At 71.0% G+C, this 22,967-nt stretch carries 20 protein-coding genes; 11 read left to right on the top strand and 9 right to left on the bottom strand.

The window, feature by feature from the left end:
- A partial coding sequence (locus D7X32_RS31755; protein WP_244239290.1) for a TadA family conjugal transfer-associated ATPase occupies positions 1–1,591 on the bottom strand: 1,591 nt, incomplete at its 3' end.
- A gap of 181 nt (positions 1,592–1,772) precedes the next feature.
- Here D7X32_RS31755 and D7X32_RS31750 point away from each other — a divergent pair.
- The 5 genes from D7X32_RS31750 (at position 1,773) to D7X32_RS31730 (ending at position 6,406) form a co-directional block, all read left to right on the top strand.
- Positions 1,773–2,453 carry a uracil-DNA glycosylase gene (locus D7X32_RS31750; RefSeq protein ID WP_120606321.1) on the top strand — a complete coding sequence of 227 codons (681 nt, stop codon included), beginning with the start codon at positions 1,773–1,775 and terminating at the stop codon, positions 2,451–2,453.
- A 38-nt stretch (positions 2,454–2,491) separates the two neighbouring features.
- On the top strand, positions 2,492–3,121 hold the full coding sequence (locus D7X32_RS31745) for a hypothetical protein (RefSeq protein ID WP_120606320.1): 630 nt from the start codon (positions 2,492–2,494) through the stop codon (positions 3,119–3,121).
- Complete coding sequence (locus D7X32_RS31740) at positions 3,118–4,716, top strand: TIM44-like domain-containing protein (protein WP_120606319.1); 1,599 nt, start codon at positions 3,118–3,120, stop codon at positions 4,714–4,716. Before D7X32_RS31745 ends, D7X32_RS31740 begins: the two co-directional genes overlap by 4 nt.
- Positions 4,717–4,871: 155 nt before the next feature.
- Positions 4,872–5,537, top strand: a complete 666-nt coding sequence (locus D7X32_RS31735; protein WP_120606318.1) for a hypothetical protein — start codon at positions 4,872–4,874, stop codon at positions 5,535–5,537.
- A 65-nt stretch (positions 5,538–5,602) separates the two neighbouring features.
- Positions 5,603–6,406, top strand: coding sequence for an acyl-CoA thioesterase (locus D7X32_RS31730; RefSeq protein WP_120606322.1), 804 nt, complete (start codon positions 5,603–5,605; stop codon positions 6,404–6,406).
- 9 nt (positions 6,407–6,415) lie between these two features.
- Here the strand turns inward: D7X32_RS31730 and D7X32_RS31725 are convergent, their stop codons facing one another.
- On the bottom strand, positions 6,416–7,156 hold the full coding sequence (locus D7X32_RS31725; RefSeq protein WP_158625798.1) for an endonuclease/exonuclease/phosphatase family protein: 741 nt from the start codon (positions 7,154–7,156) through the stop codon (positions 6,416–6,418).
- A 225-nt stretch (positions 7,157–7,381) separates the two neighbouring features.
- Here D7X32_RS31725 and D7X32_RS31720 point away from each other — a divergent pair, with 225 nt between their 5' ends.
- Entirely contained in the window at positions 7,382–8,584 is a 1,203-nt protein-coding gene (locus D7X32_RS31720; protein WP_244239289.1) for a tetratricopeptide repeat protein, read from the top strand.
- Between the two features lie 22 nt (positions 8,585–8,606).
- Here D7X32_RS31720 and D7X32_RS31715 read toward each other — a convergent pair whose 3' ends face one another.
- Together D7X32_RS31715 and D7X32_RS31710 are read right to left on the bottom strand one after the other, a co-directional pair.
- A complete protein-coding gene (locus D7X32_RS31715) occupies positions 8,607–8,966 on the bottom strand; it encodes a response regulator (RefSeq protein ID WP_120606315.1) in 360 nt (119 codons plus the stop codon).
- A gap of 148 nt (positions 8,967–9,114) precedes the next feature.
- Positions 9,115–10,455, bottom strand: coding sequence for a M24 family metallopeptidase (locus D7X32_RS31710; protein WP_120606314.1), 1,341 nt, complete (start codon positions 10,453–10,455; stop codon positions 9,115–9,117).
- A 274-nt stretch (positions 10,456–10,729) separates the two neighbouring features.
- Between D7X32_RS31710 and D7X32_RS31705 the strand changes: the two genes are divergently transcribed.
- From D7X32_RS31705 to gyrA, 3 genes are all read left to right on the top strand, one after another.
- A complete protein-coding gene (locus D7X32_RS31705) occupies positions 10,730–11,575 on the top strand; it encodes a class I SAM-dependent methyltransferase (protein WP_158625797.1) in 846 nt (281 codons plus the stop codon).
- 59 nt (positions 11,576–11,634) lie between these two features.
- Positions 11,635–12,396 carry a tetratricopeptide repeat protein gene (locus D7X32_RS31700; RefSeq protein ID WP_120606312.1) on the top strand — a complete coding sequence of 254 codons (762 nt, stop codon included), beginning with the start codon at positions 11,635–11,637 and terminating at the stop codon, positions 12,394–12,396.
- A 251-nt stretch (positions 12,397–12,647) separates the two neighbouring features.
- Positions 12,648–15,467 (top strand): DNA gyrase subunit A, encoded by a 2,820-nt coding sequence (gene gyrA / locus D7X32_RS31695; RefSeq protein WP_120606311.1) that lies wholly within the window; start codon positions 12,648–12,650, stop codon positions 15,465–15,467.
- An 88-nt stretch (positions 15,468–15,555) separates the two neighbouring features.
- Here gyrA and D7X32_RS31690 read toward each other — a convergent pair whose 3' ends face one another.
- The gene (locus tag D7X32_RS31690; RefSeq protein WP_120606310.1) at positions 15,556–16,188 is read right to left on the bottom strand and encodes a nuclear transport factor 2 family protein; all 633 of its coding nucleotides are present in this window, start codon (positions 16,186–16,188) and stop codon (positions 15,556–15,558) included.
- A gap of 137 nt (positions 16,189–16,325) precedes the next feature.
- Here D7X32_RS31690 and D7X32_RS31685 point away from each other — a divergent pair, with 137 nt between their 5' ends.
- Together D7X32_RS31685 and D7X32_RS31680 are read left to right on the top strand one after the other, a co-directional pair.
- Positions 16,326–17,381, top strand: coding sequence for an ABC transporter ATP-binding protein (locus tag D7X32_RS31685; RefSeq protein WP_120606309.1), 1,056 nt, complete (start codon positions 16,326–16,328; stop codon positions 17,379–17,381).
- A 93-nt stretch (positions 17,382–17,474) separates the two neighbouring features.
- The gene (locus tag D7X32_RS31680) at positions 17,475–17,768 is read left to right on the top strand and encodes a YkvA family protein (protein ID WP_120606308.1); all 294 of its coding nucleotides are present in this window, start codon (positions 17,475–17,477) and stop codon (positions 17,766–17,768) included.
- Positions 17,769–17,771: 3 nt separating this feature from the next.
- On the opposite strand, the gene D7X32_RS31675 is transcribed toward D7X32_RS31680, so the two are convergent.
- From D7X32_RS31675 to D7X32_RS31660, 4 genes are all read right to left on the bottom strand, one after another.
- Positions 17,772–18,407, bottom strand: a complete 636-nt coding sequence (locus D7X32_RS31675; protein ID WP_120606307.1) for an LURP-one-related family protein — start codon at positions 18,405–18,407, stop codon at positions 17,772–17,774.
- A gap of 42 nt (positions 18,408–18,449) precedes the next feature.
- Positions 18,450–19,589, bottom strand: coding sequence for a hypothetical protein (locus D7X32_RS31670; protein ID WP_120606306.1), 1,140 nt, complete (start codon positions 19,587–19,589; stop codon positions 18,450–18,452).
- 102 nt (positions 19,590–19,691) lie between these two features.
- On the bottom strand, positions 19,692–22,403 hold the full coding sequence (locus tag D7X32_RS31665) for a VIT domain-containing protein (protein ID WP_120606305.1): 2,712 nt from the start codon (positions 22,401–22,403) through the stop codon (positions 19,692–19,694).
- A complete protein-coding gene (locus D7X32_RS31660; RefSeq protein ID WP_120606304.1) occupies positions 22,400–22,882 on the bottom strand; it encodes a helix-turn-helix domain-containing protein in 483 nt (160 codons plus the stop codon). The genes D7X32_RS31665 and D7X32_RS31660 overlap by 4 nt, the downstream gene beginning before the upstream one ends.
- Between the last annotated feature and the right edge of the window lie 85 nt (positions 22,883–22,967).

Below are 22,967 nucleotides of genomic sequence, written 5' to 3'. Positions count from 1 at the left end.
CGACGCGTTCTTCGACCCGGCCCCCTACGGCGTGCCGCCCCCGCCCAGCTTCCACGTGGGCCAGGCCTACGCCCTGCGCTGGGCGCCCTCCCTGAAGCGCCGCGAGCAGGTCCTCGGACACCTGCACCAGCGGTTCGGAGGGCGGCGTGGAGCGGGTGTCCTCCTGCTCCGCGAACGGGTTGCGCGTGGGCGGCGGCGTCTTGTCGTCGTCCTGCGAGGGCGGCGGACGGGCCGGCAGCGAGGGACGCAGCGCGGGCGCGGCCTTCGCGGGCGGCGGCGCAGGCGGCGCTGCGGCGGGCTTGGGCGGGGTCGCCGCGGGCTTGGGGCCACCGACGGGGCCGTCCGGGGCCGCGTTGCGGAGCACCTGTTCGAATTTGGCCCAGTCCTCCTTGAAGTGCGCCGGGTCCGGCAGCCCCTGCTCGCGGTGCTTCAGGGAGGGCGCCCAGCGCAGGGCGTAGGCCTCGCCCACGTGGAAGCTGGGCGGGGGCGGCACGCCGTAGGTGGCCGGGTCGAAGAACGCGTCGTCCAGGTCGTCGAAGCCGTACGCGCGCGCCTTCTGGATGAAGTTGGGGATGATGCCGGTGGGCGCGTGGTAGCCCAGGATGTTCTCGTGCTCGTCCTTGGCCACGGGCGTGAACACGAAGATGTCCTGGGTGCGGTACTCGCCCTTCTCCGTGAGGGGCAGCACCTCCGACAGGGCAATCGTCTTGCGGCTGCCGTCGTGGAGGCGCTCGCAGCAGATGACGAAGTTGATGGCGCTGGCCACCTGGGCGCGCACGGCGACCATGGGCAGCTCCACGGACGACATGAGGCACAGGGACTCAATGCGGCGCAGCGTGTCCGTGGGGGTGTTCGCGTGCGTGGTGGCCAGCGAGCCGCCGTGACCGGTGTTCATGGCCTGCATGAGGTGGAAGGCCTCGCCGCCGCGCACCTCGCCCACCACGATGCGGTCGGGGCGCAGACGCAGCGCGGAGTGCAGCAGGTCACCCATGTCCACGGCGCCCTTGCCGAACTTGTCGGCGGGGCGGGATTCGAAGGCCACGATGTGGGACTGGTTGAGCTGGAGCTCGGCGGAGTCCTCGATGGTGAGGATGCGCTCCTCGTCCGGGATGAGGGACGAGACGATGTTGAGCAGCGTCGTCTTGCCGGAGCCCGTGCCACCGGCCACCAGCATGTTGAGCTTGGTGGCGATGCCGGCCTCGATGAGGCGCGCCATGGGCTTGGTCAGAGACTTGAACTTCAACAGCGAGTCGATGGTCAGCTTGTCCTTGAAGAACTTGCGGATGGAGATCGTGGTGCCGTTGCGCGCGATGGGCGGAATCACCACGTGGATGCGGCTGCCGTCGGGCAGGCGCGCGTCCAGGCGGGGGCGCTCCTCGGTCAGGGGACGGCCCACGAACTGGGCCATGTTGCGCGCGGCGCCGATCAGACCTTCTTCGGAGAAGGAGGCATCCGTCTTGATCAACCGGCCCTTGCGTTCGATCCACACGTCGGTGGGGCCGTTGATCATGATTTCCGACACCGACTCGTCGTCCAGGTAGGTCAGGACGGGCTTGAGGAAGGCGCGGAGCGACTCGGTGTACATCGTCATGGCGGGAGCAAGGCTAGCGCGCCCCGGCCCGGGCCCCAAGCTCCCGTCATGACTGCCTGCTCGCTTTCCGGTGCGGCGGCCCGCCCCTGTGCGCAACGTTCGCCGTCCGGCACCTGGCTGCACACGCTGGCGCCTCCGGACGCGCGCCCTGGTCTAGGGTGCGGCCCCACGGAGGGTCGCAATGACGCTGGCGGACGGGTTGCCCGAGGACTGGAAGGAAGTACTGCATGACGCCATCCACGCGCCGTCGTTCAAGGAGCTGGAGAAGTTCGTGCGCAAGGAACGCCAGGAACACACCGTGTTCCCGTCGGAGGAGGACCTGTTCTCCGCGTTCCGCCTCACGCCCTACGCGGACGTGCGCGTGCTGCTCTTGGGGCAGGACCCCTACCACGGCCCGGGACAGGCCCACGGCCTCGCCTTCTCCGTCCAGCCCGGCGTGCCTCCTCCGCCCTCGCTCGTGAACATGTTCAAGGAGCTCCAGAGCGACGTGGGCGCGCCCAGGCCTCGCGACGGTTCGCTCATCCCGTGGGCGAAGCAGGGCGTGCTCCTGCTCAACACCGTGCTCACCGTGCGCCAGGCCTCCCCCAACAGCCACGCGAAGCATGGGTGGGAGCCGTTCACCGACGCCGTCATCCGCGCCGTCAGCGCCAAGGAGGACGCCGTCGTCTTCCTGCTCTGGGGCAAGCCCGCGCAGAAGAAGAAGGCCCTCATCGACGCGAAACGCCACGTCGTCCTGGAGGGCGTGCACCCCTCGCCGCTGTCCGCCAGCAAGGGGTTCTTCGGCAGCAAACCCTACAGCACCACCAACGCCGAGCTCGAGAAGCACGGCCAGCACCTCATCGACTGGAAACTGCCCGCCTAGGGACGTGTCCCGGGGGTTGGCTATAGTGCCCGCCCACGATGGCCACCACCTTCCTCGAAGACGCCGCACGCACCCAGGCTGCGGAAGCAATCGCGGCCATCGAGTCCCAGACCGCCGCCGAGGTCGTGGTCTCCGTGCGACGCTCCTCCAGCGACTACGCCCACACCAATGCCTGGCTGGGCGCGGGTATCGCCTACGTCAACCTGATGTTCCTCCTGTTCATCCCACAGGAGGTCCACCTCTTCGCCTTCCCGCCCGTGGTGCTGCTGTCCTTCTTCGGAGGCGCGCTCCTGGGCCGCGCCCTGCCGTCGCTGCGCCGCGCGCTCACCTCGCGCAAGCTCCAGGAGACGTCCGTGCGCACCGCCGCGCGGGCCGCCTTCACGGAGCTGGGCGTGTCGCACACGTCGCGCCGCACCGGCATCCTGGTGTTCGTCTCCCTCCTCGAGCGCCGCGTGGAGGTCGTCACCGACTACGGCGTGGACCCCTCGCTCATGGGCCCCGAGTGGCAGGACGCGCTCACGCAGCTGGCCGCCGCGCTGGCCGCGTCCACCGCGCCTGAACCCTTCTTCCAGGCCCTGCGCCGCATCCAGGCGCCGCTGGCGCGCGTGCTGCCCCGCCTGGAGGATGACGTGAACGAACTGCCGGACATGCCCGGAGTCGTGGCGTGAGGCGCTCCCGTTCCGTCCTCCTGCTCGCCGTCGCGCTGTTCCTCGGGCTGGGCTTCGCCTCGCTCCCCGACGCCGAGGCGCGCCCCGGTGGCGGCAGCACCTATCGCGGCTCCAGCCGCAGCTCGTCGAGCAGCCGCAGTTCATCGAGCAGCCGCAGCTCGTCGTCCTCGTCCTTCGGGTCCAGCAGCCGTTCCTCGTACAGCTCTGGCAGCCGCTCCTACAGCTCCGGCGGTTCGTCGTCCTCGAGCGGAGGAGGGGCGTTCGGCGGCCTCTGCCTGCTCATCGTCGTCCTGGGCGTGGTCGCCATCGTGCTCATGAACGTGAAGTCCTCGGGGCAGAAGGACTGGAGCACCGTCGCGCCTCATGCCCCGCCGCCCCCGCGGCGTCAGGGCTCGTTGCGCACGAAGCTCGCGGGCCTGGCTCGCGTGGGCCCCAAGGGCTCGGACGGGTCGGTGCAGCCGCTGGATCCGGAGTTCTCCATCGTCCTCTTCGAGGACTTCGTCTACTCGCTCTTCGCCCGCGTGCACGAGGCGCGCGGCGGCGGCCGCCTGGACACGCTGGGCGGCTGGCTGTCCGACGACGCCATCGCCTCGCTCAAGCAGTTGGGCACGCCGGACGCAGTGAAGGCCGTGGTGGTGGGCGCCGTGACGTACGAGTCCGTGGAGGGCGTGGGCGCGAACAGCCCGCGCGTCCGCGTGGTCCTGCGCTTCGAGGCCAACTACACAGAGGCCTCCGCCGGCTCCGAGCAGAGCTGGTACGTCGCGGAGGAGTGGCTGCTGGAGCGCGACACGTCCGCGAAGTCGCGTCCGCCCGAGGACGCGCGCGCCTTCAAGTGCCCGAACTGCGGCGCGCCGCTGGAGTCCGTGCACGGCCACACCTGCTCGTACTGCAACACGGTGGTGAACACCGGTGAGTTCGACTGGGTGGTGACGCGCGTGACGTCGCAGGAGCGCGAGCGGCGCGGCCCCCAGCTCACCGGCACCACGGAGGAGCAGGGCACGGAGCTGCCCACCCTCAGGGACTCGCGCGCGCAGGAGCGGCTGAACGCGCTGATGCACGACGACCCGGAGGCGACGCCGCTCGCGCTGCGCAGGCGCCTGGAGTTCATCTTCAACGAGATGCAGACGGCGTGGGCCCAGCGCGAGTGGAAGGGCATGCGGCCCTTCCTCAGCGACAACCTCTTCCAGACGCAGCTGTATTGGATCAACGCCTACCGCCAGGCGGGCCTGCGCAACATCACGGAGAACGCGCGCATCACGAACCTGACGCTCGCGCGGGTGACGCGGGACGCGTACTTCGACGCCGTCACCCTGCGCGTGCATGCCGTCAGCCTGGACTACACGGTGCGGGACCGGGACGGACAGGTCGTGGGCGGCAGCCGTTCCCGGGAGCGCGCGTACAGCGAGTACTGGACGCTCATCCGCGGCCGGGGCGTGCAGGGCAAGCCCTCCACGCAGAAGCAGTGCCCGTCGTGCGGCGCGCCGCTGTCCATCAACATGGCGGGCCACTGCACGCACTGCCAGGCGCGGGTGACGTCCGGCGAGTTCGACTGGGTGCTCAGCCGCATCGAACAGGATGAGTCGTATCAGGGCTGATCCACGGTCCTTCATGCACACGCCCCATTGGTTTTCGTTGCTCGGCCTCCTCGCCACGGCCACTCCGGTCGCCGCGGACGGAGCTCACGTCCTACGAATCGGAAGATCAGGACACCGAAGGGAGCAAGGACCCTGTCCCGAGCCGGTCCGCCGCGATGCTCGCCTCTGGTACGCAGGAGCCGGCGCCGCCCGCGCCGGTCTGGGTGAGCTGGGGGAAGAAGAACTGGAGCGGCGCCGCGGATGCCGGCCTGAAGGTGCAGTGGCTGCGCAAGGGCGCCACGGTGACGCTCATCGCGACGCTCCATGACGACCAGCCGGTGCCGGCCGCGGATGCCAGCGCGCAGGCCATCCTCGCCGCGGATCACCTGGAGCTGTGGTGGCGCGAGCCGAACGCGGATTCCTCTCGCGCGGTGCAGCTGGGCGTGGCGCGCACCGCCGACGGCAAGCCCGTCGCCACGTGGTTCCAGCCTCCCGGCCGCAAGGACAAGGCGCTTCCCACCTTCCGGTGGACTGCTCCCGACCGGTTCGAAGTGGATCTCCCCGTGAGTTGGATGGTTCCCAAGCCGCGGGAGGGAGTCACGGTCCATGACGGTGACATGGAACCGCCGTCGGCGCTGGCCGCCTTCTCGGTCGTCTTCTCCGACAGCGATGGGAAGGGGCAGGAGACGCTCGTCTCCACCACGGAGAAGCGTCCCAGCGCCGGGAGCTTCAGCTCCCTCTACCTGGCGGAGCCCGGGAGCAGGTACCCCCGGTTGAGCAAGGGTGTCTTCAGCTGGGTGACCATCCAGCAGGGCACCACGCTGCGTGAACTCGTCTTCTAGTGCGCGCCGGCCGGGCGTGGATCTCCCAGGACATCCACGCTGGCGCGACTAGGATGCAGTGCATCATGACCGCGCCCTTCCTCGCCGCCACCCTCGTTGAACCCCTGGAACCCGGGCACTACCGCTCGCGCTACGAGGCGGCCTGGTATCAGGGCCGGGGCGCCTACGGCGGTGTGGTGGCGGGGCAGGTGCTGCGCGCGCTGGAGCACCACCTGAATGACGCCCAGCGGGCGGTGCGCTCGTTCACCGTGCACTTCTGCTCGCCCGCGGCGGAGGGCGTGGCGGACCTGCACACGCGCATCGAGCGCGCCGGCAAGCTCGTCACCCACGCCACCGCGCGGGTGGAGAGTGGCGGCGCCGTGGTGGCCGTCGCCACGGCGACCTTCGGTGCCGCGCGCGGTGGCGCTCCCGAGTACATGGACTTCGTCATGCCGAAGGTCCCCGAGCCGCGGGCGCTCACGCCCGTCCCCGACGACGTGCCCATGCCGGACTTCTGCCGCTTCTTCGAGTACCGCTACTGCGTCGGCTCGGCGCCGTACTCCGGCGGGCCCGAGGCGGAGGTCGGCGGCTGGCTGCGGCCTCGCGCTCCCACGGTGCTGGACGCGGCGCTGTGCGTGGGGTTGATGGATGCGTATCCGCCGTCCGTGCTGTCGCGGATGGACGGCTTCCGCGCGGCCGCCTCGGTGGACTTCAGCGTGCAGTTCTTCCAGACGTTCCCGGTGACGGGGATTGCTCCGGACGCGCACTACCTGCGCACCGGCCGCTCGCGACAGGCCGCGGATGGCTACACGGAGGAGACCCAGCTGCTCTGGGCCCAGGACGGCACGCTGCTCGCGCAGTGCCGGCAGCTCGTCGCAGTGCTTGGCTGAAGCGGTGCTTCAACCGCCGGAGAACGTCAGCTCGGCCACCACGGCGTGGTGGTCGGAGACGGTGTCGGGCAGGCGCTCGTAGCGGGTGAAGCGCAGGGCGTGGGAGATCAGCACCTGGTCCAGGCGCTGACGTGCTTTCGGAACGGGATACGTGGGCTCGCCTCCCGCGGGCGTGTGCAGTCCCAGCGCCGCGCACAGGCGGGCCACGGGTCCGTCGCCCTCCACGTCCTCCGCGTTGAAGTCGCCCATCACCACGCGAGGCCGCTCCGGCCGCTGGCGCAGGGCATGGATGAGCAGGTCCACCTGACGCTGCCGCACCGCCGCGGAGAACGGATCCAGGTGCAGGGACACGACCTCCGGCCCGCGCTCCCCCTTGAGCGTGGCGACGACGAAGCCCTTGTCCACGCGCCGGTCGCGGCCGAAGTGCGCCGTGTCGCGCGACTCCAGCGGATGCCGGCACAGGAGCGCGGTGCCCTGCGCGAACAGTCCGGGGACGCCGGAGTGCACGCCGTGATGCACGTGCGGATAACCGGCCTGCTCCGCGATGCGGGCCACCTGATCCACCCGTCCGCTGAAGAGGCTGGAGCGATCCGCTTCCTGCAATGCCACCACGTCCGCGGCCTCGCGGGACAGCAGTGCCGCCACCCGGTCCAGCGTGCCCAGCAGCGCGGACCGCCGGCGCAGGAAGGGCATGGGCACGGCGAACGGCGCGCCGTGGGCCACGTTCAGGGTGAGGACCTTGAGTCGCACGCATCTGGTGGGACCACGAAGGCCCGCGCGCGGGCAAGCCCGTTGCACCACCGTGAACGACAGGGGGCCTGGCGGCGAAGGAAGGCCGGCACCCGGGAGCGCGGGCGGGAGGTTGTCCGGCTGTCTGCTAGCCTGATGAGCACGGATGGACCCGGGGGAAGGCGTCGCACGGCGTGGAGGGACCTCCCGTGCATTGCCCTGCGGGGTGCGCATCTTCCGTGGGGAGTGTCCGTCCTGAATCCTGTTCCGCGCCACGAAACGCTGTTCAAGGCGGGTGACCTGGAAGGAGCCCGTCGCGAGGCCCTGAAGGCACAGGAGCGCAATGCCTCCGACTGGCGCGCGATGCTCACGCTGGCGCGGCTGGCCCTGGTGGACGGGGAGGAGGCGCTCGCGGAGTCCCTGCTCCTGGGCGTCACCCGGGCCGGCGCGGCCGCGCGGACCGAGGCCCGGCTGGTGACCGCGGCGCTGCACACGCGGCGCGGCGAATGGCCCCAGGCCCTGGACCTGTACCGGGCCCTCACGGCGGAGCCCGAGCCCCCCACCGAAGCCTTCTTCGGCCTGGGCTACGTGTGGATGGAGCAGGGCGATGCCACCGCCGCGTACCCGGCCCTGTCCCAGGCCGTGTCGCGGGAACCGCGCGTGGCGCTGCACCACTTCCAGCTCGCGCGCGCCCTCTTCCTGTTGGACCGGATGGAGGAGGCCTTCGCGCATCTGGAGAAGTCCCTGCACCTGGACCCCTGGCACGCGCCCAGCTACCTCGTGTTCGCGCGCGCATTGGAGGCGGGCGGAGAGCTGGAGGCGGCGGAGGACCTGCTGCGCCAGGGCCAGAAGGCCGTGCCGGACGACGTGGGCCTGCTCAAGGCGCTGTCGGATGTGCGGCTCGCGCGAGGCAACGTGCGCGGCGCCGTGTCCGCGGCGGAGGCGCGCGTGCGCGTGGAGCCCGAAGGCGTGGCGGCGCTGGGGCACCTGGCCCGCCTGCGCGTGACGGAGCGGCGCTTCCTGGAGGCCCTGGAGCTGTGCCACCAGCTGGAGTCGCGAGGCCTCTCCACCGGACTCAGCCGCTCCGCGGAGGCGCTCGTCTTCGAGTCCCTGGAGCCGCCCGACGTGGAGCGCGCGCTCGCCGCGTGGCGCGAGGCCGTGCGCCTGTCACCGGACGACTGGATGCCCGCGTGGCGTCTGGGCCTGCTGCTCCTGCGTCAGGGGGAGGCCGGACCTCCGGAGGCCGCGGCGCCCGCGCGGGAATCCCTGGAGGAAGCCCACCGCCGCGCGCCCCACCGTCCAGAGCCCGTGTTGTCCCTGGCCCGCGTGGAGGTCTGGCTGGGCGCGCGGGACGCCGCGAAGGAGCGGCTGACGGTGCTCCTGCGCAGGCCTTCACTGGAGCCCGAGTGGCGCGAGCACGCGGAAGCCCTGCTCTCCGAACTGGGCTGAAGCGCCGCGCGCGCGGGCCTGCTCAGGCGGCGATCTGCTTGCGCAAGAGCCGCGTCAGCTCCGACGGGTCCACCGGCTTGGGCAGCAGCTCCGCGCCGTAGCGGATGGCCACCGGCAGCAGGTCATCCAGGTCCGAGTGGCCGGTGAGGAAGATGAACGGCGCCCGGCACTCCTGCAGCTCGCGCATGGCGACGAGCACGTCGGAGCCGTTCATCTCCGGCATGTTGTAGTCGCACAGGATGGCGGCGATGCCGGAGAGGTCCAGGTGGAAGGCCTCGGCGGGGGACTGCACCGTGAGCACCGTGTAGCCCGCGCTCCTCAGGGTGTCTCCCACGGTCGCGAGGACGAAGAGGTCATCATCGATGACCAGCACGGTTGGCATGGGCGGTCCTCCAGCGCCTGACCGGCGCAGCGATACATCCGAGTGTATCCGAGCCCGCCCTTCCGCGCGCCACACCCCACCGTGCCGAGTCTCCGGGGTCGGGACCACCCACGTCGTAGGGTGTGGGCGCGGGCCGGGCCCGAGGCCCTCAATGTTTCATGGTCGTGACAGGGGACGGGATGAGGATGAGCTGCTCCTGGGGTGGGTTGAGGTACTCGGCGCCGGTGTCGGTGACGACGGCCATCTCCTCCACGGAGAGGATGCGCAGCGCGTCCGGGCTGCTGCCGTCCTTCCACGCGAAGAAGCCGTCGAAGGCGAACACCTGTCCGGGCTGGAGCTTTCGCAGCGAGGAGCCCGTGGGCGGCTTGCCGGACGCGGCGCCGGACAGGGCGGGGCCGGCGTCATGGGCCCAGTAGCCCACGGGATGGCCGGTGCCCCACATCACGGGCTCGGAGCCCGCTTCGCGCATCCAGTCGCGCTGGGCCTTGTCCACGTCGTAGCCGCGCACGCCGGGCTTCATCGCCGCGAGCGCGATGCGGCTGCCCTTCTTCGACTTCTCCCACTTCGCCAGCGCCTCCGCGGGAGGCTGCTGCTCGCCCGGGGCCAGCACGTAGGCGAAGCGCTGGATGTCCGTCACCCAGGTGCCGCCCACGCGGATGCCGAAGTCCGTCTGGATGAAGTCCCCCGGCTGGATGACACGGTCGGTGGCGTTCGAGTGCCCGCGCGTGGGGCCGCTGTTCACGTTGGGGTTCTGGTCCGGCTGCCACCCGTCACCCACGCCCAGCTCCGCGATGCGCTTCTTGAGGAGGCGCGCCACGTCCGAGTCGCGCGTCTTGCCCGGCACCACCGTGCGGTACGCCTCCTCCTCCAGCTTCGCGGTGATGTCCGCGGCCTTGCGCATGATGTCCACCTCCTCCGGCAGCTTCACGGCCAGCCACTCGGAGACGAGGTCCTCGGAGGACACCAGCTTCTTGCGCAGCGCGGGGGAGAGCGCCGCCTCCAGCTTCGCGCGCTGCGTGGCGGACAGGCCATCCGCGATGGACATCCGCTCCGACGAATTGATGGCCACCTTCGTCAGCTTCGCCTTGGACAGCCGCGCCGCGATGAGCGCGTGCACGTCCGCGCCGCGTTCGAAGGCCACCACCTCGTCCACCACGCCCATGTCCCGGAGCGCGGTGGCTTCGCCTTCGGGGGAGAGCGCGGTGGAGCGCAGCGTGTCGCCGTCGCGGAGGAACAGGAACGCCGCGGTGCCGCCCGCGTTCTCTCCGCCCACGTGACCGGCGAGCGGGTCGTTGTCGTTCTCACGGCAGAGCACCACCCACGCGTCCACGCCCGCGCGGGCCATGGCCTGGGGCAGCAGCTTCTGGAGGCGCTCCTTGCGCAAGCGGGGCCACGCCCCTTCCGCGGCGGGCACGGCGGGCGCCGCGTGGGCGAGGGAAGCAGCAAGCAGCAGGGCGGAGAGGAGCACGGGCCGGACGCGCGTCGTCATGGAGAGGCGTTCCTTCGGGTGGGAGAGCGCGCGGATTGTTTCACGGCCGCGCGGCGCGACAACCCACACGCCGTGCACCGCGCAGGCGCTTCGCCGGGTAGTCCCGGAATCAAGAGACATTGCCGGGACGTGGGCCTGTCCGGGGTTGGACGTGGCCCGGCCCTCCGGTCGCGGACGCGGATGGCTGTCTGTCATTGCGTCGGGACCGGCGGGAGGGCGCGAAGGACGCCAGGGCTTGCGACCGTGCGCGTCGTCTCCAACCCCGGAGTCGCACATGCGTGTCGAAGAAACCAATGCCGCCGCGGAGTACGTCCAGGGCAACGAGGACCGGGAGCTGCGACGGCTGATGCTCCAGGCCCAGATATACGCGCCGCTGACGGAGGCGGTGCTGCGCGGAGCGGGACTCAAGCCCGGCATGCGCGTGCTGGACGTGGGCTGCGGCGTGGGCGACGTGTCCTTCCTCGCCGCGGAGCTGGTGGGCCCCACGGGCGAGGTGGTGGGCGTCGACCGCGAGGCCCGCGTCCTCTCCTGCGCCCGGCGCCGCGCCGAAACGCAGGGCCTGGCCCACGTGCACTTCCAGCATACCAGCCTGGAGGCCCTGGCCGTCGGCGCCCCCTTCGACGCCATCGTCAGCCGGCTGGTGCTGATGTTCCAACCGGACCCCATTTCGTTCGTCCGCCGCATGGTGGAGCACCTGCGCCCCGGAGGCGTGATGGCGCTGCACGAGCTGGAGCTGGCGGCCATGGGCCTGACGCACCCGAAGCTTCCGCTGTTCACCCGCATCTGGAACTGGATGCTGCCCACCTGCGAACGCGTGGGCATCAAGGTCCACATGGGCCTGGAGCTGATGTCCACGCTGCGGCGGGCCGGGCTGGTGGTGGACGACGGCGTGGTGGGCGGTCGCGTGGGCGTGACGCCGGATTCGGAGTCCACGCAGGCCCTGGTGGAGACCGTGCGCACGCTCCTGCCCCACATGGAGCGGCTGGGCGTGGCGCTGGCCATGGAGGTGGACATCGACACGCTGGCCGCCCGCCTCACCGCCGAGCTGCGCTCCAACGGCGGCGTGCTGGTGCCCAGCCTGATGGTGGGCGTCTGGGGCCACCGCCCGGGCCCCGTCTGAGCGGCCGTCTTCGCACGACTTCACGAGCGGCGGAGGAGTGGGTCGCTTAGAGTGACCCCATGGCAAAGACGGCACCCCGCAAGTCCCCGGCGAAGGCGAAGAAGCAGCCCGCGCGCCCGGCCGCGCCCGCGAAGCCCCCGGCCCGGCCGGTGAAGGCGAAGGTGGAGAAGGTGGAGCCCCGCCGCGCCTCGTCGTCCCCGAAGCCCCCCGTGCTGGAGGCCGAGCCCGTCTTCGACTCCAGCCCCGGGACAGACCCCCGCGAGGCCGCGCCCAAGAGCCTGCCCGCGGGCGAGCCGCAGGGCCGGGTGCTGCCCTTCGAAATCGACCCGGCCCAGCTGGAGGCCGGCTTCAAGAAGCTCCGCGGCGAGCTGGTCCACTGGACCAACAAGGGCCGCTACACCAAGGTCCGCTTCAAGTTCCGGGGCAAGCAGCTGCTGCCCGACCTGCCCCTCGCCGCCGTCGTCGCCGCGGAAGGCCTGTCGTTCTACTGGGGCGGCATCCTGCGCGTGCTCGTGGCCAACGTCGTGGGCAAGAGCGTGTTCGAGGTGGAGCTGGTCAACGACGCGGACAAGCGCGTCCAGGCGGGCCGCGAGGCGCTCCTGTCGGGTGACGTGGACCAGGCGCTCACGTTGTTCCGCGAAGCGCTCGCCATGGACCGCGACAATGCCGCGGCGCACCTCAATGTCGGTGTGGCGCTGAAGCTCCGCGGCGACCGCGAAGGGGCGCTCGCCGCGTTCGAAACGGCGAAGGCGAAGGACCCCGAGGGCGGTGTGGGCGCGGAGGCCGAACGGCTGGCCGCGAACCTCCGCCCCAAGGCCTGAAAAACGGGCCCGGAATGGCCCGGAAACGGGCCTGGAAAACGGCCTCCGGTGGGGCTGAAAACGCACCGCCCGGATGTTCCATCCGGGTGCCCCGGAAAGGCCCTCTCCGACCCCTGGAACCGGGCGGGCGGGCAGCCGTGGCGAATCCCCCCTGTTTCCCTTATTGACTGAGGGAAATCCAGGGGTTACGAACACTCTCCCATCGGGCGGAGCTCCCCACGTGAGGGGCCCGTCCGCACCTTCCAGAGCCCATGGCTGACGACACCACCGACACGCCGGCAACGCCCCCCGCGCCTCCTCCGTCGAGCGGCGCCGGAGAGCTCATTCCCATCAACATCGAAGACGAGATGCGCCGCTCGTATCTCGACTACTCGATGTCCGTCATCATCGGCCGCGCGCTGCCGGACGTGCGTGACGGCCTGAAGCCCGTGCACCGTCGCGTCCTCTTCGCGATGAACGACCTGGGCAACCTCCACAACCGCGCCTACAAGAAGAGCGCGCGCGTGGTGGGTGACGTCATCGGTAAGTACCACCCGCACGGCGACTCGTCCGTCTACGACGCCATGGTGCGCCTGGCCCAGGAGTGGAGCCTCCGCTACCTGCTGGTGGACGGCCAGGGCAACTTCGGCTCGGTGGACGGCGACTCGCCGGCGGCCATGCGTTACACGGAAGTGCGCATGGAGCGGCTGGCGGAGGACCTCCTGTCGGACATCGACAAGGAGACCGTCGAGTTCGGGCCCAACTACGACGACTCGCTGGAAGAGCCGCTCGTCCTGCCGGCCAAGTTCCCCAACCTCCTCGTCAACGGCAGCAGCGGCATCGCGGTGGGCATGACCACCAACATCCCGCCGCACAACATGACGGAGGTCGTGTCCGGGACGCTGCACCTCATCGACAACCCGGACTGCACCGTCCTGGACCTGATGGAGTTCATCGAGGGGCCGGACTTCCCCACCGCCGCCATCATCACCGGCCGCGAGGGCATCCGCCGCGCCTACGAGACGGGCCGCGGGTCCATGACCATCCGTGCGCGCACGGAGATTGAAACGAACAAGAAGGGCGACCGTGAGGCCATCATCGTCACGGAGATCCCCTATCAGGTGAACAAGGCCCGGCTCATCGAGAAGATCGCCGAGCTGGTGCGTGAGAAGAAGCTGGAGGGCATCAGCGACATCCGTGACGAGAGCGACCGTCAGGGCATGCGCATCGTCATCGAGCTCAAGCGCGATGCCATCTCCCAGGTGGTGCTCAACAACCTCTTCTCCATGACGCAGATGGAGACGACGTTCGGCGCGGTGATGCTGGCCATCGACGGCGGGCAGCCGCGCACGCTCAACCTGAAGGAGCTGCTGGACCGCTTCGTCGCGCACCGCCGCGACGTGGTGACGCGCCGCACGCGCTACGAGCTGCGCAAGGCGCTCTCGCGCATGCACATCGTGGAAGGCCTGCTCGTCGCGCAGGACCTCATCGACCTGGTGGTCAGCCTCATCCGCGCGTCGCGTGACCCGGACGAGGCCCGCTGGGGCCTGATGAACATCCTGTCGCCGGAGCTGTACACGCGCGAGCGCTTCCAGAACCTGGACCGCATCGACTACGCGAAGGCCAAGGCGCAGATGGAGCTGCTGGTCAGCCGCGCCCGCAACGAAGAGCCGGCCTACGGCGGCCTGGAGCACAAGTACGAGGGCGCGGGCTTCAGCGAGGACCAGGCGCAGAACATCCTGGAGATGCGCCTGCAGCGCCTCACCGGCCTGCAGCGTGAAGAGCTCTTCAAGGAGCTCATCGGGCTGGTGCGCGACATCGCGCGCCTGCGTGACATCCTCGCCAACGAGAAGAGCCTGCTCTCCGTCATCAAGGCGGAGCTGATGGAGATCCGCGAGCGCTACGGCGACAAGCGCCGCACGGAGATCACGGGCGCGGTGGATGACTTCACCAGCGAGGACCTCATCGCGGAAGAGACGATGGTGGTCACGCTGTCGCACACGGGCTACGTGAAGCGTTCGCCCCTGTCGGAGTACCGCGCGCAGAAGCGCGGCGGGCGCGGCAAGACGGGCGCGGGGACGAAGGAGGACGACTTCGTCACCAAGGTGTTCGTGGCCAGCACGCACGCGTACCTGATGCCCATCACCACGAAGGGCAAGCTGTACACGCTGAAGGTGCACCAGATTCCGCAGGGCAGCCGCACGTCACGCGGCAAGGCCATCGTGAACCTGGTGCAGTTCGGGGAAGGGGAGCGGCTGGCGCAGGTGCTGGTGACGCGCGACTTCCCGGAGAACCGCTACGTCTTCTTCGTCACGAAGAAGGGCGTGGTGAAGCGCACGGACCTGAGCGCGTTCGAAAGCGTCCGCGCCAGCGGCATCATCGCGCTGGGCATCGACGAGGGCGACGAACTGGTGGGCGTGATGATCACCGACGGCACCAAGGACATCCTCCTGTCCACGGCCGCGGGCATGAGCATCCGCTTCAAGGAAGAGGACGTGCGCTCCATGGGCCGTCAGGCCTACGGCGTGAAGGGCATCACGCTGGAGGACGGCGACGAGGTGGTGGGCGCGGACCTCCTGGACAAGGAACCGGAAGAGGGCCAGGCGCCGGCGGAGCAGGGCAGCGCCATCCTCACCGTGACGGAGAACGGCTACGGCAAGCGCACGCAGGGCGCCGAGTACCGGCAACAGGGCCGTGGCGGCAAGGGCATCATCGACATCAAGGCCACCGAGCGGAACGGCCGCGTGGTGGGCGTGGTGCAGGTGAAGGACAGCGACGAGGTGATGCTCGTCACCAACGGCGGCATGCTCATCCGCATGAAGGTGAAGGAGATCTCCGTCATCGGCCGCAACACGCAGGGCGTGCGCCTCATCGCGCTGGAGAACGGCGAGGAGAAGGTGATGGCCATCTCCAAGCTGCCCGAAGGCGAGGAGTCCGAGGAGGAGACGGAGGCCACGTCGCCGGTGGAGGGAGCCAGCGCCGAGGGCGCGGAGGCCACGTCGGCCGAGGACGCTTCGCCGGAGGCTCCGGCGGACGAGTCCGGTTCGGAGGGCGCCGCGGGCCCTGAAGGTGAGCCTGGCTCGGAAGGCTGAGCCCAGGCGGTAGGAGCACGGGAGGGCCGGGAGCGGGACGCGCGGGATGCGCGCTCCGGGACCCGGCCCTCTTCGTTTTTGACGGGGGCTACTTCTGGGTGAGGTCCTTGGGCACCTTGAGGCCGGCGGTGTTCTCGTCGATCCAGAAGATGTTCATGACCCACCAGCGCTGACCGTCGTTGAAGAGCTGGATGCTGTTGACGCCCTTGGCGATGAGCGGCCCGTCCTGCGTGCCGCGCGCCTCATAGGTGCTCATGACCTGCACCAGGGCCCCGAAGGCGTGCGTCTGGCGCGCGGTCTCCTTCTCGAAGAAGCCGTGCGTCGCGGTGGCCTCCTTGCCCCACGTCACGTAGTCGTCCGGGGTGATGGCGCGGGCCGCGAGCGTGGCTGCACCCGGGGGCTTCACCAGCGGGATGAGCTGGGCGCCGGGATAGAAGAGGGAGCGGAAGCGCTGCCAGTCGCGAGCCGTCCCCGCCGGTCCGCTGATGACGTCGTAGAGCGCCTTGAGGATGGCGTCCTGGGACTTCACGTCTTCGGGCTTCGCCGCGGGCAGCTGGGCGATCGCGGCCTGGGTGCGCTCCGCGGTGGCCTTCAGCGGATTCGGCTTCTCCGGAGCCGCCGGGGCGGCAGCGGCCTTGGGCTGCGACGGAGGGGCCGCGGGGGCCTGGGCGAAGGACGCGGTTCCCAGCAGGACGGCACAGGCGATGAGCAGGCGCGACATGGGGACTCCCGGAAGAAGGGGATGAACGGCGAGGGAGCCTAATCCCACGGCACGGAAGCGCCACGCGTCCGGCAGTCCCCAGCCATGGGACCTGGTGCTTGGCCCGGCCGGTGCCGCACCGTAGTGTGCCCGCCGTCATGGCCTTCCTCTCGCTCGATGCCCTCACCCTGAAGTTTCTCGGCGCCTCCGCCCCAGCGGTGCGGGACGTGGCGCTGGCGCTGGAGCCGGGCGTGGCGGTCGCGCTGATGGGCACCTCCGGCTCCGGGAAGACGGCGCTGCTGCGGTTGGTGGCGGGCCTGGAGCAGCCGACGTCCGGCACCATCACCCTCGATGGCCGCGTGGTCGCGGGGCCGGACACGTTCGTGCCCCCGGAGCAGCGCCCCCTGCGCCGCGTCCTCCATGACGCCGAGCTCGAGTCCGGCCTCACCGTGCGCGACGCCGTGATGGGCGTGCAGCCCAAGGGCGAAGGCCTGGCGCACGCGCGCGGCATGCTGGCGCTGTTCCAGATGGAAGACCTGGAGTCGCGCGCCTGCGGCACGCTCTCACGAGGGCAGCGGCAGCGGGTGCTGCTGGCCCGCGCGCTGGCCTCCGGCACGAAGCTGCTGGTGCTGGATGAACCCTTCGCCGGAATGGACGCGGGCCTGCGCGCCACCGTCCTTGGCGAGTGGCGCCGCGTGCTCAAGGCCCGAGGCACCGCCGTGCTCTTCGCCACGCACGACGTGGGGGACGCGCTGGCCTTCGCGGACCGGCTGGTGCTGCTGCGCGGGGGCACGGTGGAGCAGCAGGGCGCGCCCGAGCCCGTCTACGAAGCACCCCGCACCGCCTTCGCCGCGTACTTCCTGGGCGGCACCAACCTGCTGCCCGGCTCCGCCTTCGGCCGCGTCGCCCGCACGGCCCTGGGCAACCTGCCGCTGAGCACGGAGGCGCGCGGCGAGGTGATGCTCTCCCTGCGCCCGGAAGCACTGCGGCTCGTCCCCGACACGGACGGCGTCGCGGTGGGCGGCGCGCTGCGAGCGGAGGTGCTGGAGCGCGCGTTCCGGGGCGCGCACGTGGACTACACCGTGTCCTGCGCGGGCATGGCGCTGGTGGTGCGCGCCGCCCCCACGGCCCCCTTCCGCGAGGGCGGCCGCGCCCGCCTGGAGGTCGCGGGCCGCGCGGACGTGCTGGAGGAGACATCCGGGCAGGCCCGCTAGCACACCGGGCGTGCAAGCGCCGTGCACGGATGGTGCAATCACCCGCGTCCCCCATGCGTAGGGAGGGGTATGAACATCGCAGGCCTTCGAGGAATGGGAACCCGCTTCTTCCACTACGTGCGCGACCCTCGGGTGGCGACGTGGCGCAAGCTGTCCGGGCTGCTGGCCGTCCTGTACTTCGTGTCGCCCGTGGACGCGATTCCGGACTTCATCCCCTTTGTCGGCTGGCTGGACGACCTGGGCGTGCTGTCCGCCGCGGCTTTCTTCATGGTGCGCGAGGTCCAGCGCTGGCGCCCCGGCACGCTGTCCAGCGAGCCGGAGCTCGACGGCCTCCCGCGTGACGAACAGGGTCAGCCGCGCGTGCCCACGCTGCGGCGGCACTCCTAGCCGTCACTCCGCGCCGCGGCTGTTCTCGAAGTGCACGAAGTCGATGAGGAACGTCGCGGCCACCACCAACGTCCGCACGTGCGGGTCGTGCAGGCCGTTGAACCGGACGCCGAAGTTGTCGGCGTCCGTGAACATCTCCTTGCCGAACCCGCTCCACCGCTTCGCGATGGTGCCCACCTCGCGGCCCTGCTGCTCCACGTTGAACGTCCACGGCCTGAAGAACGGGCCGCTCAACTGGGCCAGCTCCTCGTCTTGCGGCCCGAGCACGTCGTAGGCGCGGGTGAAGAAGCGGAAGCGCTGCTGGATGGCGCCCAGGTGCCGTCCCTCGCCGTCCTCCACCTCCATCCGTGACAGCCAGAAGCGCCAGGGGCGGCGCAGCCGCAGCAGCGTCTCGCCGCTCGCGGACTTGAGCTCCATGGTGAAGGGCCGCTTCGCCTTGAGGAAGCTGCGCAGGAGGAACAGCCCCACGCCGCTGCCCACCTCGCCCGCGAAGAAGAGCGGGCGTCCGTCGTCGCCCACCACCTCGTAGCGGTTGCGGCCCTCGAAGCCGGTGAGGATTTCTCCCCACTCCTTCTTCTGCCTCACGCGCAGCGCATGCTCATCACGCAAGAGGGTCAGTGCCTGGGACTCGACGGGCATGGGCGGCTCCGGAAGCGGCGCAACGAGGCGGGCAGCTTAAGGCTAGAACTGGCCCAGCACCGCCAGCCCCAATCCACCGTGACGTCCCAGCGTCGCCGGGACGACGGAGACGGCCGGGGCCTCATCCTCGGACGCATCGAAGTCGCGCGTGAGGAAGGTCGCGGTCCCCAGGCCGGCCACCACGCCCACGGCGGTGCCCACCAGCAGGGCGTCCCCATTGTCGTCGTTGAACGCCAGGAACAGCGCGCTCAGTCCCACCAGGCCGCCCAGGATGCCGCCCGCGTCGATGAGCAGCACCCGGCCCCGGGAGATGTCCAGGTTGCGCCCCACCAGCGCGAAGGTGAGCAGGCCCGCGCCCACCACGCCCTGCTCGATGCCGACGAAATCGCGCGTCTCGCCGCTCTGGGTGGCCAGCAGCAGCCCCGCCACCACGCCCGACCACAGGCCGCCGGAGTTCGCCAGCGACACCTGTCCGGCGGTGGGCCGCGCGAACTCCGCCACCAGGATGCCCAGGCCCGTGAAGCCCAGCGCCCCCGCCATCACCGCCCCCGTGGCGCTGTCCCCGTCCAGGTCGAACGAGCTCCCGGACGCCAGGCCATAACCGAAGCCCCACACCGTGCCGGAGTTGATGGCCGCCGCCTGGCCCTGCGTCAGCCCGCTCCGGGTGGCGAGCATCGAAATCGCCGCCCCCGCGCCGCCGCCCAGGAGCGACACCGCCACGAACGCGCGCCCGTCCTGGCAGTTGGAGATGGAGCACAGCATGACGCCCTGGGTGATGCCGTGCAGCGTCTGCACGACGGTCAATGACGCCCGGGCCCCCTGCGACGGTCCCTCCTTCGAAGTCACCCCTGGCTCCGCCACCACCGGCCGCGCCAGCGTGTCCTGCGCCAGCCGCGCGGCCGGGTCCAACCGCGTCCGCGCCAGCCGCGCCAGCTCCGGCGCATACGGATGCCCGGGGCACACCTGGAGCACGCGCTCCAGTTCCTCCAGTGCCCGTGCATCCTCTCCACGCACCAGCGCGTCGAAGCCCGCCACGTAGTCGGATTCGGCGGCGCACGTCTCGTCACTCGCCACGAGCGGCGGCGCGGACACGGTGTCCGCGGAGGATGCCGCGCCTTCCTGGGTCGGAGGACCGGGCTGCGCGGCGACGAGGACGGCCAGGACGAAGGGCGCGAGGAGCATGGGTGCGCCAACCCTAGTCGACCCCCGTGAAAGGACGGGAGACCCGGGACCCCGGTCCTCCCGGAAAGGAGGCCCGGAGCCCGGGTGACGCCACGCGGCGGCCTACCGCGTCGCCAGCGTCTCCATGTGCTGGCGGAGCGCGGCCGTGTCCTCCAGCCGTCCGCCCAGGCCCGGGAGGGGCTTCGCGGCCTGCTCGATGCGGCCCCGCGTGCGCGGCCCCGCCGCCACCAGCCACGCGACGCCCAGCGCCAGCTCCGCCACGTCCGGCGCCTGGCCAAGCTGCGCGGCCAGCGCGAGCAGCGCGTCCACGGCCTTCTTCACCTGCGCGCCGTGCAGCGGGTGGCTGCTGGTGATGCCCTCGCGCAGCAGCACCAGCAGCACGCGCGCGGTGGCGCGGGCCTGGCGCACCGGCTCCGGCCCTTCACCCGTGCCGGCCCACAGCCCGTTGGCGAGCTGCTGGCCCAGCAGGCTTCCCACGTCCTCGGTGGGGATGGAGGACTCCGCCACGGACAGCGGCAGGACCTCCTCCTGCTCGTAGCGCACCTCCGCCTTGTCCTCCTGGGCGCGCGGGGCGTGCTGCTGGAGGGACGGCGCCGCTGGGGCGGCGGCCTTGCGCGGCTTCGCGGCGGACACCAGTCGTTCCAGGAAGCCCCCCTTCTGCTTGGCGGACTCCTGCTCCTTGCGCTCCATCGGCGCGGCCCTGCCTCCCGCGGGGCCGGCGCCATCCGCGAGCTCCGCGTGGAAGGAGGAACCCGTGGTGGGTTCCGGTCCCAGGTCGCGCGCGGGCGCGGGCGCGGACAGGCTCGGAGGCGGCGGGGGCACCGCGCCGCCCCGGGAGCGGCTGACCGCCGCGGCGGGCGCGGCCATCTTCTTCTGGGGCATTCCCCTCATCGCCGGCATCTTCCCGGGGCGCCCAGGCGCCATTGCATCCGCGAGCCCGCCCTCGGCCTCATCGTCGTCCACGTCCCCCGGGGCCTGGTTGAACATGCTCCAGCCCGCGGGCGCGTTCACCGGCACCACGCGCGTCTCCGGCGTGCCCGACGCGCGACGGTCGCCCTGGCGCTCCTCCACCACCACGAAGGACGTGTACTGCGTCGCCAGCTGGTGCTCGATGGCGAGCTTCACGATGCGCTCCTTCATCGCCTCCGCGCGCCGGCCCACCAGCCCCGCGTCCATCCAGCCCCGGATGCGCTCGGCGGCCCACAGCTTCTCCACCACCGGCCGGTCCGACAGCGCGGGCAGGTCCAGCCGCACCGTGAGGGAGAAGGGCTCCCGGCCCGACTTCCCCTTCAGCGTCACGCTGCCCGTGCCCGCCTGCGCATAGCGCCCGAAGAGCGTCCACGGCGTGCCGTCCACCAGCGGCGGCAGCGTGGACGGGGCCAGCTCACTGGCCTCCACACCGTCGAAGCGCACCTCCAGGTCGGTGACGCGCGGCGCGAGCGCCCGCGAGAACTGCGCTACCACCTTCTCGTCGATGCGCTCTCCCGGGTGGATGAACTCCACCGCGCCGTCCGTGCGCCGCGCCAGGTCGCGCAACAGCGCGTCGCTCACGTTGGTGCCGATGCCGAACGAGAACACCCGCCCCGTCCCACGCGCCGCCAGCACCGCGTTGAGGATCTCCGACTCGTTGCCCACCTGGCCATCCGTCAGCAGCACCACCACGCCGTCCGGCGCGGCCTTCATCGCGCTGACCATCGGCTCCAGGAGCTCCGTGCCGCCGTAGGCCTTCAGCCCCGCGACCCACGCGTCCGCCTGCTCCAGCGTGCGCTGGGTGAACGGCACCGTCTGCGCGGAGAAGGTCCGGAACGAGTTCTCGAACGCGATGACGTTGAAGCGGTCGCCTTCACGCAGGTGGCGCAGGCACAGCCGGAGCGCGGCCTGGGCCTGGGGCAGGCTGTCCCCGGCCATGGAGCCGGACGTGTCCACCACGAACACCACCTCCTGCCGGGGCGGCGTCGTCGCCAGGTTCAGCAGGTCTGGCACAACGGTGAGCGCGAACGTGCCCGGCCCTTCCGCCTTGCGGTGCGTGACCACGGGCGTGAGCATCACGTCCGGGTTCGCGTTGCGCATCGTGAGCACCACGTCCCGGTTCAGCTCCACCTCGTCGCCCGCGAAGTTCCGGTACAGCGAGTCGCGCTGGAGCTTCACCCGCGTGCGGGTGCCCTCCTTCGTGACGGTGAGCCGGTGGGACGGGCTCTCCACCACCACGTCACGGCCCACGTCGATGAGCAGGTCCATGCGCAGCCCGTAGTCCACGTTCAAGCTCGTGGGCGGGGAGATGCGGTCCGCGTCCGGCACCCGCGTCGTCGGGGCCGCGCTGCCGTGGCCGGTGCGGTCGCCGTGCACCGGGCCGGGGATGTACCGGGGCGCCACCAGCGTGGGCAGCATCCAGCGCACGCTGCCCTCCTCGGCGGTGAGCGTCTGGAGGAACTCCACCTCCACCAGCGTCTCCTCGCCCGGCAGCAGGTTGCCCACCTGCGCGGTGAAGACGTTGGCGCGTTCCTGGTCCAGCAGCGCCGCGCCGTGCCCTTCGGTGATGGCGTCGTCATAGGCGCGGAAGGCCGCCTCGCGCTCCTTCACCACGCCGGCCACGCGGCGGCCCGCGCACGTCATGGAGAAGGCGCTGAGCGTCGCGTCGGAGGGCAGGGGGAAGACGTAGATGGCCTCCACCGGCTTCTTCTCGTCGTTGCGGTAGCGCTGCGTCACGCGCACCCGCGCGTGCCCCCCGAGCAGCTCACCGGTGACTTCCACTCCCTGCAGGGGCACCTGGGCCCCCTCACGCGTGAACAGCCCACACTTCGCCTGCTCGTTCATGACAGCGTTCCTTCCTCGGACTCGATGAGGGCGCGCACCCGCTCCGCCAGCGCCCGGACCTTCGCTTCTGCTTGCTCCGACACGTGCAATTCCAACCCCGGCGCCAGGAGCCAGCGCTGGTAACGCGCCACCTCCACCGTCGGGTCTTTTCCCGGACGCCTCGGGGTCGGAAACCGGAGGGGCTCCTCCGGCAACGTCCCCGGGCCCACCGGCGTCTCCGCCAGCCGGCGCAGCTCCTCCGGCGACAGCCGCAACAGCTCCGCCTGGATGGCGTCCAGGGGCAGGAACCTCGCCTGGAGCACCCGGATGGCCTTGAGCCGCATCCGGTGCTCCTCTCCGTAGACCGTGTCCGGCCCCTTGAAGGGCGGCGCGGGCAGGAGGCCCCGTTGGACGTAATAGCGGACCGTGCGAGGCGAGACGCCCACCTCCTCCGCCAGCGCGGTCAGCTTCCACTCCGTCTGTGTCTTGGGCGTGCTCACGAACCTGACAGTAGGTTGTGACAGTTCAAGTGTCAAGACGTCGGTGGCGATTCGTCAGCGGTGGTGTCGGGATGCCGGGAGGTGG

The organism is Corallococcus carmarthensis, assembly GCF_003611695.1.
GTDB lineage: Bacteria > Myxococcota > Myxococcia > Myxococcales > Myxococcaceae > Corallococcus > Corallococcus carmarthensis.
The sequence above is the reverse complement of the archived record's forward strand: the minus strand, read 5'-3'. Positions and strand labels throughout refer to the sequence as shown.